The sequence below is a fragment of the Rhizobium sp. Leaf384 genome, assembly GCF_001424065.1.
GTDB lineage: Bacteria > Pseudomonadota > Alphaproteobacteria > Rhizobiales > Rhizobiaceae > Ferranicluibacter.
Map to the genome: position 1 here is coordinate 445,487 of NZ_LMQE01000007.1, position 15,073 is coordinate 460,559.

11 protein-coding genes are annotated in these 15,073 nt (G+C 56.4%); 6 read left to right on the forward strand and 5 right to left on the reverse strand.

Translation table 11 applies throughout. The features are described from left to right. The first annotated feature begins 85 nt into the window (after positions 1-85). A complete protein-coding gene (locus tag ASG25_RS17770) occupies positions 86-610 on the forward strand; it encodes a hemerythrin domain-containing protein (RefSeq protein WP_244479439.1) in 525 nt (174 codons plus the stop codon). Here the strand turns inward: ASG25_RS17770 and ASG25_RS17775 are convergent. Both ASG25_RS17775 and ASG25_RS17780 read right to left on the reverse strand, forming a co-directional pair. Next, positions 594-1,298: a Crp/Fnr family transcriptional regulator gene (locus ASG25_RS17775; RefSeq protein ID WP_062476959.1), complete on the reverse strand. Its 705-nt coding sequence runs from the start codon at positions 1,296-1,298 to the stop codon at positions 594-596. The genes ASG25_RS17770 and ASG25_RS17775 overlap by 17 nt on opposite strands. Before the next feature lie 228 nt (positions 1,299-1,526). After that, positions 1,527-3,380 (reverse strand): methyl-accepting chemotaxis protein, encoded by a 1,854-nt coding sequence (locus ASG25_RS17780; protein WP_062476962.1) that lies wholly within the window; start codon positions 3,378-3,380, stop codon positions 1,527-1,529. Positions 3,381-4,427: 1,047 nt separating this feature from the next. Here ASG25_RS17780 and ASG25_RS17795 point away from each other — a divergent pair. Together ASG25_RS17795 and ASG25_RS17800 are read left to right on the forward strand one after the other, a co-directional pair. Continuing rightward, complete coding sequence (locus ASG25_RS17795; protein WP_062476971.1) at positions 4,428-5,345, forward strand: tyrosine-type recombinase/integrase; 918 nt, start codon at positions 4,428-4,430, stop codon at positions 5,343-5,345. Between the two features lie 367 nt (positions 5,346-5,712). Then, on the forward strand, positions 5,713-6,693 hold the full coding sequence (locus ASG25_RS17800) for a hypothetical protein (protein WP_062476974.1): 981 nt from the start codon (positions 5,713-5,715) through the stop codon (positions 6,691-6,693). A 1,340-nt stretch (positions 6,694-8,033) separates the two neighbouring features. Here ASG25_RS17800 and ASG25_RS17805 read toward each other — a convergent pair. Continuing rightward, positions 8,034-8,378: a response regulator gene (locus tag ASG25_RS17805; RefSeq protein WP_162242204.1), complete on the reverse strand. Its 345-nt coding sequence runs from the start codon at positions 8,376-8,378 to the stop codon at positions 8,034-8,036. A gap of 223 nt (positions 8,379-8,601) precedes the next feature. After that, a complete protein-coding gene (locus ASG25_RS23260) occupies positions 8,602-8,784 on the reverse strand; it encodes a hypothetical protein (RefSeq protein ID WP_062476979.1) in 183 nt (60 codons plus the stop codon). Between the two features lie 144 nt (positions 8,785-8,928). On the opposite strand from ASG25_RS23260, the gene ASG25_RS23265 reads away from it, so the two are divergent. Continuing rightward, a complete protein-coding gene (locus tag ASG25_RS23265) occupies positions 8,929-9,165 on the forward strand; it encodes a hypothetical protein (protein WP_062476983.1) in 237 nt (78 codons plus the stop codon). Positions 9,166-9,315: 150 nt separating this feature from the next. On the opposite strand, the gene ASG25_RS17820 is transcribed toward ASG25_RS23265, so the two are convergent. Further along, a complete protein-coding gene (locus ASG25_RS17820; RefSeq protein WP_062476986.1) occupies positions 9,316-10,608 on the reverse strand; it encodes a pilus assembly protein TadG-related protein in 1,293 nt (430 codons plus the stop codon). An 806-nt stretch (positions 10,609-11,414) separates the two neighbouring features. Between ASG25_RS17820 and ASG25_RS17830 the strand changes: the two genes are divergently transcribed. After that, positions 11,415-13,394 carry a HAMP domain-containing methyl-accepting chemotaxis protein gene (locus ASG25_RS17830; protein ID WP_062476991.1) on the forward strand — a complete coding sequence of 660 codons (1,980 nt, stop codon included), beginning with the start codon at positions 11,415-11,417 and terminating at the stop codon, positions 13,392-13,394. A 1,001-nt stretch (positions 13,395-14,395) separates the two neighbouring features. After that, positions 14,396-14,695, forward strand: a complete 300-nt coding sequence (locus tag ASG25_RS17835; RefSeq protein WP_062476994.1) for a hypothetical protein — start codon at positions 14,396-14,398, stop codon at positions 14,693-14,695. Positions 14,696-15,073: the final 378 nt, after the last annotated feature.

Below are 15,073 nucleotides of genomic sequence, written 5' to 3' on the forward strand. Positions count from 1 at the left end.
ATTCCGCGCGCAGCGGCCTTGATCTATGTCAAAGATCTCGTGTTCCGCATCGCTAGTCTGGGGGCGCAACAACGGAGAGCGGACCATGGCAGCGGTGAAGAACGCGATCGGCGCACGAATCTCATCGGCGCCGGCAGAGTGCCTTTCGCACCTCAACCTTCAGGAGCGCCCTGTCATGCAGGCCGTGCGCCTGATCCATGCTGGCAAAATGGCACTTTGCGCCGAACTCGAGGACATCGCCGACCGGTTGCCGGGCAATGTTGACGAACTCGCCTGTCTATCGCTCGCGGAACGCCTGCTTCCGGGCCTGAGGCATGCGCACGCCTATGAAGAGAACGTGCTCTTTCCGCTCTACGATCAGATCGCGTCATACGACCGCGCCTCCCTTTCGACCGACCGTCTTCGCACCGAACATGTCGCGGATGCCTTCTTCGCAGACGACATTACCGCCATGCTTTTCGAGCTTGGACATGCCGGCCGTCTCCGCGACCCCGAAACCTTCGGCTTCATGCTCCGCGGCTTTTTCGAGGGTCTGCGACGCCACGTGGCGTTCGAGGTCGAGCATGTGGCCGCTGTGATCGCTGACAGGACCGTCAGGTCCCTGACCTGAGCTTCAGGCGGACCGGGTCGATCAACTGCAGATGACGGCTCTGACGGAGGGCGATGATCCCTTCCGCACGCAGCTTCGACAGCTGCCGGCTCACCGTTTCGATGGTCAGCCCGAGATAGTCCGCGATTTCGAGGCGGGACATCGGCAGGTCGAAGCTCAGCGGCGCTGAACCTCGAACGCCGTCGACGCAGCATCGCTCGGCAATCAGAAGAAGATAGCTCGCCACCTTTTCCTGCGCCGTCTTGCGCCCGAGCGTCAGCATCCAGCTTCTCGAAGCATCGAGTTCGCTCAAGGTCTGCCGAAGAAGACGGTTCTCCAGCAGCAGCGACTGCATGATCAGGCTCTCGAAGGTTTTGCGCGGAAACGAGCAGAGGACGACGGCTGTTGCCGTCTGGGCGGTGACGATGCTCTCCTCCTGGAAGGGCCTGCCGAGAAAGTCGGGTGAGAACTGCAGTCCGACGATCTGTTCGCGACCATCGCTGAGACTTTTTGTGAGCTTTACCGCACCCGACAGAATGACGGCATAGCGATCAACAGGCTGAGCCTCGTTGATGAGCGAACTGCCCGGCGACAAGCTGCGCCGCGTCGACGACCGTGCAAGGACGGTCTGCTGGGTGGCGTCGAGCGCGCCGCAGATGCCATGGAGGCGGGCGTCGCAGGCACGGCATGGGGCCGGGATCTGCGACATCGGAGCAATCTCTTCATCTCTCACGCGGTCGGACCCTTCACAACGGCGGCTGGCGGCATGATGATCTCTACCGTTCCCGGGGAAACCGGCGTTGATCGAGATCAACCTTCCAGCGTCCCGTTCTGGCTGGATGAGCGCTGCTTGGCGCCCGGACGGCAAAGGACGGACGCGACCCCCGCCCCACAAGAAATGCGCGGCGGTGTCTCCGCCGCGTCCCGACAGGCGCGCTTACGAGGCTTTCCTAAAATCCGGCCTTGCGAACAGGGCCGCCGGCGTTCCAGGCTCGCGGATCGCCTTTCGCCGGTTCAGCTGGAAGCGCCCGACAAGTCCCGTGAGCTCGCCGGAGTCCGCCGCGAGCGCATGGCTGATCGCCGTGGTCTCCTCGACCATGGAAGCATTCTGCTGCGTCATCTGGTCGATCGAATTGACGGCCGAGCTGATTTCCCCGAGGCCCACGGACTGTTCCTGCGCCGCCATGGTGATCGCCTCGACCTTGGTATTGATCTCGCTGACGTAGCTGTCGATCTTCGACAAGGCGCTCACCGTGTCTCCGACCAGCTTGACGCCGTTCGCCACGTCGCCGCGCGACATCTGGACGAGGGCCGTTATCTCCTTGGCGGCGGTGGCGGAGCGCTGTGCCAGTTCCCGCACCTCCTGGGCCACGACGGCAAAGCCTCGTCCGGATTCTCCCGCCCGGGCGGCCTCGACGCCGGCATTCAGGGCCAGCAGGTTCGTCTGGAAGGCGATCTGGTCGATCACCTCGATGATCCGCCCGATCGCATCCGACGAGGTCTCGATCCGCGACATCGCCTTGATGGCTTCGCCGACAACGGCTGTCGAGCCCGACGTGCAGGCGCGCGCGTCGCGAACGAGGTCGCGCGTTTCGGCCGTCCGCTCGGTCGATGCCCGGACCGTCGACGTGACCTGCTCGAGCGCTGCCGCCGTCTCTTCAAGCGCGGCGGCCTGCTGCTCGGTCCGCTTGGAGAGATTGTCCGCCGCCTCCCGCATCGCCTCGGAGTTGGCGCTGATGTGTCGGGTTTTGTCGAGCACCTGCTCGAGCGTCGCCTGGAATGTCGCGATCGAATTGTTGAAGTCGTGCCGGAGCGCTTCGAACTCGGGAGAGAAGGGTTGATCGATGGTCATCCGGATGTTGCACTCCGCAAGTCTTCCGAGACCCGCTCCGAGCGTGTTCACGACGACCTCGAGATTTGCGGCCTGCTCCGCCTGGAAATGCGCGCGGTTCGCCCGCTCCTCCTCGGAAGCACGCCGCGCCGTCTCCATCTCCTCCCGCATGCGGATGCGGTCGAGCGCCGCCCGCCGGAACACCTCGACCGCGCGCGCCATGCCGCCGATCTCGTCCTGCCGCGCCTTGTAGGGAACGTCCTTGGAATAGTCGCCCTCGGCCAGCCTGCCCATATAGGTCGCAAAGGCCGAGAGAGGCGTGACGGCGCGGCGTCGAATGACCCAGAGACCGGCAAGAAACAGCGAGAGAGAGGCCGCACCGCCCGTCAGGGCGCTGATGCTGTAGACGGAGTCCTGCCTGTCCGCAAAACTCTCGATGTTCGTCATCGATTGGTTCGCGGCCTCGGTCAGGCGGTCGACCGCCTCGCGGTGGATATGAAAGCGTTCCTCGAGATCGTCGAGGACGGGGCGCATCCGGTCGGTATCGCCTGCTGCCGCTGCCTCGGTATACGGCCCCAGCACGACGCTCCAGAAGGCGTCGGCGGTCTCCAGATCCGTCCTCACCAGTCGTTTCAGCTCATCGGAAATGCCCGAGCGGTCCCAATAGGCGCGGCGCTCGTCGAAGGCGTTCTTCAGGACCTTGATCTTGTCGAGATCTCTCTGCCGTACGTCCGTGTGAATGAAGGCCTCGCTCGCCAGCCCGTAGGCCTCCACGACGTAGAGCGGCGGCGGCAGCACGTCGGCAACGAGATCCTTGTGGGCCTCGATCTCGGCATAGACGGGGCCTCCAATCTTGAGCTTTTGCAAGGCCATGTTCTGGAGGCCAAGGGCAGCGAGCATGCCGATCGAGACAACGGTTCCGAATGCAAGGGTGAGGCGGGAAATCGTAAGGTTCTTCATGGGGAATACCACATATCTGCTGAAACTTTGGCGATAGGAGACGAACGACGTGCCGGCGTGGGAAGACGGCCCGCGGCGCAAGGCCCGCCGGATGGACGAGGACGGACAAGGACGCGGACAAGAACAGGGAAAGGCAGCCCCCGGCCGACATCACGGCGACGGCTCTGCGGACCCCCGCGCGCATCGCAACCGCCACGCACATCGTCGCAACGGGCCGGCCGGAACGCCGGCGTTCGGCGCGCTCGCGGGATCCGGGCCGATCGTGTGAGTGTGTTCCCTGAATGCATCGTCGCGTCTTTTAAACAGCACGCGCTTACGTTAGTAGAAAACTATTAATTAAGCGTTCCATATCTGGGGGCAGGTTGTTAACGCCGCGTTAACGCCATCCGCGACCGCAAGATCGGCTCATGCCTGTCGCCCGAACGTGTGCAGCGGCTTCGGGAAACGACATGCATCAAAACACGAACGTAAAGCGCGTTGCGCGCACCGTTTTCCGGCAGGCGGAGGCGTGCCCGATGGTGAAATGGTCATGAAGCGCGTGTGAGGGATCGCAACCGTCATACTGCGAGACGCTGTGATGCAGGATGGAAAGGTAGATGCGAAGAACGCAGCCGCTCGTCGTGCCCGCTGACACCGACCCCCGCACCCGCTGTCGCCGGGTTCTCGTTCCAGCCCCCCTGGAGAAGGGCATTCCGCAAGCCATCACGTCTGGAAGGCAATCGAAACGAAAAAGCCCGCTTTCGCGGGCTTTCGAGCTGGTCGGAGTGGCAAGATTCGAACTTGCGACCCCCACGTCCCGAACGACGTATGTATTCGCGAAAGCCCGCAACTCTGGGCTTTCGCGATGCAGTCCATCCCACTTTGTTCTAATGATGTTCCGCGAAGCTGTGCGGAAGCTGTTCGGGAAGCGCGCTGCATTAACCTTTCACGCTATCAAATCCCAGAGGACTCTTTCCCAACCTCGAAGCATCTGTAGATTGTAACAAGCCCGCGGAGGTCTGCCAGGATCTCCACGGGCTCTAACCAATCCAACATTCGAGGTGTCAGATGGCTAACGCCAAACTATCGACGATTCACGAGACGAGCAACGTCTACCGTCCGAACGTCTTCCCCATCCGTAACGATCTTCAGCCGCATGCCATGACGTTCGCCGAGGCGGCCAACAGCTATGTGCAGAACGGCGGCTGCGATCGCTACTTGCCCCGCATGCTCGCATATTTCGAGGGTCGGGCGCTGGCCTCGATCTTCCCATTCGACGTCCGGAAGATGGCAGAGGATCTCTACCCCACTCACAAGGGATCGACGCGCAACAGGCAGGCGATCGCGCCGGCGCGGGCCGTCATCATGCATGCTTACGAACGGGGATGGTGCAACATCATCCGTATTCGCCGCTTCAAAGAGGACCAGGTGCGGTACGTCAAGCCGGCATCTCATGTTTGGCTGCATACCTTCATCCGGCAGTGCGAGAGGGATGGACGCCTCGATCACATGGCCGCATGCGTGCTGTTCATGTCGCAGACCGGAGCACGCGTAAGCGAGGCAGTCGCGCTGCGCTGGCCTCAAGTGGACTTCACCACACGAACGGCACTCTTGTTAAAGACCAAGACCAGGACGAACTCGTTGCGTCACCTGACCGACGAGTTGATGGATCGCCTGATGAAGCTGAATGCAGCGAGCAGCGGCCATGACCGCGTGTTCCGCATCACCAACAGGCACAGCGTCAACGAGCGCATCAAAGCCGTCTGCGGTCGTGCGGGCATCAGCTACAAGTCCAGCCACGTCTGCGGACGGCACGCGTTCGCCACGAACGCCATGGACGCCGGCGCCGACATCCGGACCGCCATGGCGGCAGGCGACTGGAAAAGCTCGTCGATCTTTCTGGAGACCTATGTGCATCCGCGCACGAACGCCGGACGCCTGGTCGCCGATCGGTTCAACGGTCACCAGTACACCAGCGACATGTGACCAAGCCCAGAACGCAGAAAGGCCCGCATTGAAGCGGGCCTTTCCATGTCAGATATAAACGAGCTATGATCGGCCTTCTTCTGGGTGGACTTACCCCAGCAGTTGATTTACGAGGCGCAGCGTGATCATCGGTCACTCGACTCCCAGCGCCATGGCTGCTTTATTGCCCGGAAGCTTGTTCATAATTATCAGCTACCCTACCTCTGGTGCAAGAGTTCAGGAATTAGCCGCATGTCCGAAGATCGCGATCACAAGACTGATAACCGCCGGAAGTTGAACTCTGCCTTGGAGTACCTTCTGTCCAATTTTCCGTCAGAATTTGTGAAACGAGGCAAATTGTTAGAGACTGAAACACGGGAGATTGAACGTGAAGTCAACGCCATCGAGCGATCAATCGAACGAGGAGCCAGACCAGCAGGCCGTAAATTCCGTCTTTGATTTCTTGTACTATGACGCAATCAGGATTTCCTCGTTTCTTGCCCAGTTCGACCCGTCTGGGTCCCTGACACAGCTGGCTACGACAGAGCGTGCCCACAGATCCCGCAAGTCGACGTTAAATACCCAGGGCGCAGGATCGGTAGGCGTGCTGAAAGGCACGATCAGCGAAGGTACAGATGCCGTCAGCGAATACGGAAAGCAATCTCTTAAGACCTATGACACTCGATGGGCAAACGCACTCGCGTTCTTGGACTACGCCGAACAGCACGAACTGCTTCGGCGAGATCTTTCGACGTCTGGGATCGGCGACCTAGTTGTTTTTTCCGGAGACCTCTCACTCTTCGATCTCGGAATCCTTAAAAAGGTCTGGGACATGCCTGCAATGCGGAAAACAATTATTGCCGGCGCTAAGGAAGCAGAGTCCGACGGCAGCCCGATTTCTCAAAGGATGAGCAGATCGCAACGACGCCAACAGGGCAGCTCGAAGAAGGCTGACGCTAAAATCGGCAATGAGGCTGAAGCAGCGCTGGAGATGCTGTCTGTGCTCCCCCACTCAATACAAGCCTCTATAAGTGATGAAAACGACAATGTTTGGTGTACGCTTCGGGAAGATAGCATCACCGTCGCGCCCTCAGACTTGGCCTTGAAACACGGGATGTCCATTGGCAACGATTGGAACATCGTCGGTGTGCTCGATGCCAACCCGGATATTGATGCAGCCATGAACGACGGAACGCCATTTGAGATCGCAAAACAGATGGTTGCCGGCTCAAAACTCGGCATGCTCGCCCTACTGATGGGAACCAATGTCATTCCGGCGGCGAGAGCCATGTTAGGTCGGCCAACGGATGCATACGGCGTGACGCCGTTACTCCTATTCCGCCAGATATCGCCAAAACCTGGTACGTAAAAAAGGCCCGCATCGAGCGGGCCTTTCCATGTCGGGTCGACCCCACCACATGATGATGGGCTGCCGATGCAACGTTCTACAAAGCTCCCAAAGCAAAAGCCCGCAGCTTGCGCCACGGGCTTTGCAGTCCAGGAAGAACCGCGGAGACTGTAACCGGGCAACGGTAAAGCCAGCCTCCGAAGCACCAGTATGCATGACTAGCTGGAGTGAAGCTAACGTGCGCATGTCCCGGCTTATCTGCCATACCCCCGCTTGACAGAATCATGCACGCCACCCAACGGTAGAAACACTGTTGCTTGCATGGGATTGCTGTATGCGGAGGGCTAGAAGTTTTTCCACCGGCAACGCGCAAGCCGACTTGGCGCTCGAAGAAATCCAACGAATGACACTTGCGTACCCTCGCGAGTTCGAGCTTGACGCACAAGCATTTAACAAGTTTGTAACTAACATCAGCGAGCAGCTTACTTTACTTCCGCCCGGGGACTCTGTCCGTTTATTCGCTATTGATGCGTTCACAGCAGGCGCGCATTTAACTGGACCAGCGCACAGTGCCAACTTCGGTACCAGCGACTTGCCAGGCTCTGGCCCCTTTTGGATAGCTATTCATGATTGAAAATCATCAGCCGTCGTGCGGGTTACGCAAGGCTCGAGGCATGCCAACTTGGTGTAATTGCCAAGGAATTTCCGCGACACCTACCTTCGTCGAGAAGTGCATAGATTGGTGTGGTGCTGTATGGCGATACTGGCGTCACTAGGCTTCAGCGTATCGGCGCATTAATCCACTAGAGCTAAAATCTTAATTAGTAATTTGAAGGGCCGCTTATACTATGACGGAAGAGCAAGCTGGACGTGCAGCCAACATTCTTCGGGCAATTGCTAATCCTATGCGCATCCGGATGGTTCAAGGGATGGCCGGCAGGGAAATAAAAGTCGGAGATTTGGCCAACAAGATCGGGCTTTCCCCATCCGCTACTTCTCAACATTTGCTCATATTCAAAAAAGTGGGCCTTCTTGCTCAAAGACGAGACAAGCAATCCCAACATTGCAAGATCGTACCATCTATGTCGAAAGCCCTGCGGCAGCTGATTACTATCGGCGAAGAGCATGCGCCGTCGATGGACCCAACCCGGAAACGCTTCAGAAGCCGCAGCTCTCGCTAATATGTATTTCGAATTACTTTAAACTGTGCTTAATAAGCTAGCCTCGAAAGAGGTCTGGGTGTGGCGGCAAACCAACGCTGTCGAACGTGTCAAAGCTCCAACTCGGACGTTCCCGGAAGCCCCCTCCGGCACGCTGCATTTCCTCGCGGTCGCCTGCAACGAACGAACGGACCTATTAGCTTATTGATCGGTCGAACCGATCAGGCTTAAAATTGCTTCGACCAACTCTTCCGGCTGCGCTGGCTTGAGAAGCCAAGAAGCGCCACGAAACATCTCACCATATTGCTTGTGGTCAGCTTCCAGTCCGGAATAGACAATGAAGGGCACCTCCATCTGCCGCAGCCGCTCAGCTACTTTGTGGCACACTCCATCTGTCAAAGTCAGGTCAAGCAGTGCAGCGTCAGGTCGCACGCCTTTCAGATACTCAAGGCCATCATGACAGCTGCGTAGTATGGTGATTTCACCAAAACCCGCTTGGGCCAATGTGTCTTCGATATCAATCGCAATGAGAGGCTCGTCTTCCAAGACAAGCAATCTGCACCGGTCAAGCATGGTGGTTGTACCGTCCTAGCCCCCGCCTTAAGTGCCAAGCGGTCCTTCTTTCCTATCCCATCTGAACATGAAAGCAATCGGAGTCATCAGCTGCCCCGGTCACCTGCGGCGGTACGCGGGTCAGTTAGTTGAGCTTTGACACAAGGACACGCCTCTTGAACAGCGCGATTCAGCCTCGGGAGCCCCTCCCTAAGTCTCATCTAATCGGGCTCGCGGCGTCCTTCGCCGCTGCCAAGCGCATTTCCTTCAGCTTCTGAGTCTTCGCTTGCCTTTGCTTCAACTCGTCTTCGATCATCGAAGTAACTATTAGCTTGGTCGCATGAATGTCGCCGATCGCTGCTTGACCTTTCGCCCGGCGCTTCTTGATAACTTTTTCCATGGCACCCCTCCAACTTAACAAGGGGGAAGTTATGCCGCAATTTTTGTAGCTTTCAAGACTCAGTCCGCTACTGGACAATCTGATAGTGTTCGCGGGAACTGAAGCAGATTTCTGGGGTTTAATGACGTTTTCAGCGGAGGCATTATGCCCAGATACTATTTTCACGTCCGCAAGCACGACATCCTTGAAAAGGATCTCGAAGGTGCTGTTTTCCATTCCATCAACGCAGCCCACGATGAAGCTTTGCAGGCTGCACGGGAGATAATCGCCGAAAAGGTTTTGGCAGACGAGGTCATCGATGGCAATTGTTTCGAGATCACATCGGAAGACGGCGAAGTCGTCCGTCGAGTTCCCTTCAGATCCGCACTGCGACTTAAGTGAGCACTTCCGTGTCATGTAGTGACGGTATGTGTGTTGGTTGGGAGCTGCGGTCACCCCAGTACATAAGGAAAGAGCGCGAAAGCTGGGTAATGGGGTGAGCGCCAAGACTGTACCGTACGACGGTATAGGCAGCCTCGGCATCCCGGTGCGCTATAGCACGAGCCGCGCAGTTCCGATGGTTTTGTTGAAGAGCGCCTTCATCGCTTCCTCAATGCCACCCGTTGGGCTGACTTCGAAATAGAAACCAGGGGAAGCGCATTCCTGCATCTTCACGCCGATTTCGCTCTGGAACGGCTTGATCCACTGCTTGTAGAAATCGTTGCTCGGCAGGGGCAAATAGGTCGTGTAGAGCACGGCGATTGTCGCTCCAGCATCCTTGATTGCCTGGCAATTGTCGGTGTCGATCGGCTCCATGCAGCGCGTATTCGTCTTCTTCTTTTTGCAAGCTGTTGCCTTGGCATGGTCTGCAACACCGTCAGACACGAAGAACAGGACAGGATCCCTTCCGTTCTTTTTATCGAAGGCGCCCTCCTTCTGCATTTCCTTCTTCACGTCCTTGAGCACATCATCAAACGGCGTCTGCTGGTCGTCGTTGTAACCCTGGTTTGGGATACTCATGAGATCGACAAGAGCAGTGCTGTCGGAAGCGGTCTTCATGCTGTCCGTTAAGGTCTGGACGATCTGCATTTTCTTGTCTTGAGCCGTCTTCCCAAAGGTGTACGTGGCAAAGCGGAATTGCCCACCGAAACGCTGAGTAGCCCCCGCCTCCTTGATCAACGCAGACGCCGCCTTGGCCACCACGTTGATTCTGGTCGTGACTCCGAGCTTCTTCGCAAGGTTGTAGTAGCTGTTTTTGTCTTCTACGCCCTTCTCTGACACGATATGGCAAGCAAATGCACATTTGTCGCTTGTGTTCGCCATCAATTTGTCGATGTCACTTTGCGTAGCGCCCACGCCCATAGAAGGCGTGTTGTCCAAGAGCATGAAGAAGTCTTTCTGAGAAGCGATTTGGTAAACCGCCTTCGCGTCGCCCTTGACCTCCATCGTTTTGTTGCCAAGCACTTGCATGATCATAGTCGGCATTGATGCCGTGAAAGACACTGACGCAGACATGTCCTTTCCCGTCTTGGTAACGACGAGTTCTGCTTTGGTGATGTTGATATCCATCCCCGGTTTTGAGTTTATGCGAAAGAACGTGTTCGCTTCTTCCTCCGACAAGGTCACACGGCCATCAGCTGCACCCGCAGACGCGACAAGCACTCCAGCCGACTGGTCCGCCAAGGCTGCTAGGGCCGCCGCATCGGCCGCCATGCGGAGCGAGTTTTGTACTTGCATTGCTCGACCATAATCGATTGCTAATCCGGCCGAACCGAGTAGCGGCACCATCAATAGCGCGCCCATTAAGCCGAGGTTTCCGTGCTTATCTGTCAGGAACTGTTTCATTGACTGCCCTCCGTCCTCATACTTACACTCGGACGTGAACAGACCTTTATGAACGACGGTTAATATTGATTATATGCGGCTATGCTTTGGGAACGTCGATCCCCGTTTAGGTGTTAGTTAACTCGCGAAGTTGGAATACCCGTTGACGGTGTGCTCAGGCCTCCATCGCCATAATCTGTGGATGTGTCGTTCGCTTGACGTTAGCTCGTACCGGCACTTATCATCAACAGCCACAGTCGACGATGAATCGTGGGTAACCTTAATTGCTAAGCTTATGGCCGAAATCGGCTTGCAAGGCTGATCGCATTATCGCGTAAGGACTGAAACGCGTCTCGAAGCTAAAGCTCAACCATGCAAAATTACAGAATCGATGTCATTCATCAGGGCGTCTATCTCGCGACATCGGTGATGACGCCATCGGATCTTCGACTGTTGCTCGATGTCACTGGACAGTTGCTCATAGCAACATTCGAGGAGTGGATTGAGGTAATCGTAGGGACTGAGCGACGCGAGTTTATGCTCGATCCAAAGGGGTCTGTCATATACGTCGTTACGCCAGTTTCTATACAAGCGACACACGGTGTCCGGTCATTGCATTAAGTCAGTAAGCTGCCACCCCACCAGATGATGACAGGTTGGGGATGACGTTTGGCTAACCTGACCAGCGTATTAAGAGAGTATACCAGATTTCGCTATTCGACAAAATTTAAAACTTAAGACTTCCTCAGGGTTTCGTCTCCAATTCTACTCAACCAGACAACGCCGGCATCGCTGGCACTGTGAGCCAGTAGAATTGGAGGAATTTCATGAAAAGGCCGAACATCAGGACTACGCTGGCATCAATTTTCGGCCTCTTGGCTGTTTCTTTCGCTGCCTTTGCTGCGCTGGCTCTGTCGAGTTTAAGCAAGCTTGATAGCAATATGGACTCGATCGCCGGCAATTGGATGCCAAATGTCGAGATCGCAAAGGATCTGGAAACGCGCGTTGCAGATCTAAGGATCGCGTATCGAAGCCACATCCTCAGGGATGATGCCGAAGGAAAGACCGCGGCAGAAGCATCGATTGCGAAGGCGCTTTCCACAATCGACGAAGATGTCACGAGATATCTGACCACGCCGACAACGGCAGATGAGTTGGGCTATCTGAACAACATCAAAACCGGCGCTCACGATTACGTGGAGGCGGGTAAAGAAGTGCTGGCTTTGTCCACGGCGGGCAAAACCAAGGAAGCCAATAACATTCTGCGCGAAAAACTGATCAAGCGTGCGGACGCTGTCGTTACCAACACCCAAAGCCTTGTCGAGTTCGTGAAGAAGGGATCTGCTGAAGCTTATGCGGCTGCGCAGGACGCATACCAGACGACTGTGATCATTGCGTCGGTAGTTACGGCCTTGGTGCTTTTAGTGATCGGAGCAGCTGTTTGGTTCGCGTTGTCACAAATCGCGAGCCCAATTTCGCGCATCACTGCCTCCATGAACGGCCTTGCTGGCGGCGATGCAGATACTATGATCCCATTCGCAGGTCGCGCAGATGAGATCGGCAACATGGCTGCAGCGGTGGAAGTGTTCCGTCAGAATGAATTGACGAAACGCAGCTTGGAACAGGAGGCAGAACGTCAGCGTAGCCTTTCTGACCGAGAGCGCCTGAACCGCGAGGAACTGGATCGTGAGCGTGCTGCAGCAATGGCGCAGGCTACCTCTGGCCTCGCAGATGGACTTAAACATCTGGCATCCGGAAATCTCGCGTTCCAGCTGACCGATCGGTTTGCCGAGGAGTTTGAGACCCTCCGTAGCGACTTCAATCAAGCAGTCGATCAACTGCGCACAACGATTACGTCTGTGGCAGAAGCTACGAGCACGATCGACGGCGGCTCGCGCGAGATCAGCCGTAGTGCCGACGACCTGTCCAAGCGCACAGAGCAGCAAGCGGCATCACTTGAAGAGACGGCCGCAGCACTCGATCAGATAACAGTCAACGTTGCCAATTCTTCCAAACGCGCTGAAGAGGCCCGCAACGTTGCCATCCTCGCCAATCAGAGCGCCACACACTCTGGTCAAGTTGTTGCCAACGCTGTCGACGCCATGCAGAAAATCGAGCAGTCATCAAACGAGATCTCCAACATTATCGGCGTCATCGATGAGATCGCTTTCCAGACAAACCTGCTTGCGCTGAATGCCGGTGTCGAAGCGGCGCGTGCCGGAGAGGCAGGTAAGGGCTTTGCGGTGGTGGCGCAGGAAGTGCGTGAATTGGCACAGCGGTCAGCCAAGGCGGCGAAGGAGATCAAGGAGCTTATCCGCAATTCGTCAGCCGAAGTGCAGAACGGCGTTAAGTTGGTCAGCGACACCGGGACCGCTCTGAGGCAGATCGAGGGCTACATCGTTACGGTCAATCAGCACATGGACTCCATAGCAACGTCGGCACGAGAACAGTCCGTCGGACTGGGCGAGGTGAATACCGCCGTCAATCAGATGGATCAGGTCACACAGCAGAATGCAGCAATGGTAGAGGAAACAAGTGCGGCTGGGGCAACGCTTGCCCTGGAAGCCAACCGCTTGAAGGAACTCGTGGGTCAGTTTGAGTGCGGGGGGGCTTCCGCTGCCCGACCTGCTGTAACAGCATCGGCTCACTCGACAACCGCTCTTCGCAAGGCACCAGCTAAAGCCGCGGCAACTTCGCACCCAGTGCCTTCCCCGGCGCGCAGTATGGTTAGCCGCATCGCTAGTTCCTTCGGTGCTAAAGCCTCAGCAAGCGCAGCCCCCTCTTCCGACAGCTGGGAGGAATTTTAAGGTAACCGAAGCGTGAATAGCTTCGTGCTAGCTGACCCGGAGGTGTGCGCACCTTCGGGTTTTTGTTTTTGGACAGCTACCATCAGATGATGAAGGGGTAATGGCGCGTGGTGGCAGGCCGTTCTGAGTAAGTGCTCTCGGACTTAAGGCCTTATAGACAGGCAAACACGGCGCAAGATAACATCCTAAAAAATAGGACGTTATATTACAGTGAAGAAAATTAGGTTGCGTCGCCCTATAGACTTGGCTCTCTCGAACTACCGTATTGATGTTTTTTACCGGGGCATCAATTTGGCATCATCTGTTATGGAAGCACCGCACTTGCGTCACTTACTAGACCTGTGTGGATATCTACAGATTGCACCGTTCGATAACTGGGTCGACCTGATCACCGCAGGGTCAGAGAGACCTCAGTTCTCTCTCGATCGACAAGGCACAGTCGTCTACTACGTCACGGCCGTTGATGAGCCGGCGACCCATAATACACAGACAGTCCACTGAGATCATTGCTGCAACCACACGTGATTTGTATGACGGTGATGGTAGCCGAGTGTCTCAGATGGCTCTTCCGCTCGAGTAGTCGTCACCTTAACTCTGGTAGGCCAGCAAGCCGAGAGCACTCCAAAGAAACAGCGAGAGGCTGACACAGGTGAGGTAGCTCTCCAAGCGATACGACACGATTGATCCTCCCAAATCCGCGCCGTCATTTGTGTCACTTTTTGAACGGACTGCTACTGGCAAACTTGGCTGTTGCTGCGAATGTAGGCACTTGCCCCTTAACGCACCACACTCGCCAGATCAGTCGAGTTTGCAAGGCAAGTAAAATCACCCAAATGCATCTGTGGCAACTCTGTTGTGAACAGCCACTCGCCCCAATTCATCCACAATATGAAGAACATGTGATGTGTCGTTGACGCGGGAGAGGCAGGCCTACTCCCGCTTGACAGAATCGAAGGTGTTCCACAACGTGACAGAGGATGATATCTGCGATGGATTGCTGAATGCGCAAGGCTAGGAGTTTCGCTACCCGCAACGCGAAGGTCGATGCAGCGCTCGCTGAAATTTATAGTTTGACACTGGTGGACCCGAACAAGTCCCACCTCGATGCACAAGCATTCGACAGGTTTCTAGCGAGCTTTTTCAAGCACCTTGATTCCCTGCCGCCCGGACATCCTGTTCGCGTCTACGCTTTCGATGCGTTCACAGCAGGCGCGCATTTACGCTGGACCGACGAGCAGTGCCAACAGCGGTACCGGCGACTCGTCTTTTGGCTCTGGCCCATTTTAGACAGCTATTCATGATCGAAAATCACCAGCCATCGTGCGGACTACGCAAAACCGAGGGGAGTCCAGGCTGGTGCACTTGCCAGGGGGTCGCTACGACGCCTACCTTCGTCGAGAAATCGATAGATTGGTGTGGTGCTCTATTGCGGTACTGGCGTCGCTAAGTGTAGTGCATCCGCAGCTGGACGCTAATTTAAAGTTCTACTAATGATTTGAAAGTCAGCATACATTATGACGGAAGAGCAAGCTGGACGTGCAGCCAACATCCTTCGGGCAATTGCTAATCCTATGCGCATCCGGATGGTGCAAGGTATGGCTCGCGGAGAAATAAAAGTCGCGGATCTGGCAACTACAATTGGACTCTCCCCATCCGCGACTTCTCAACATTTGCTCATA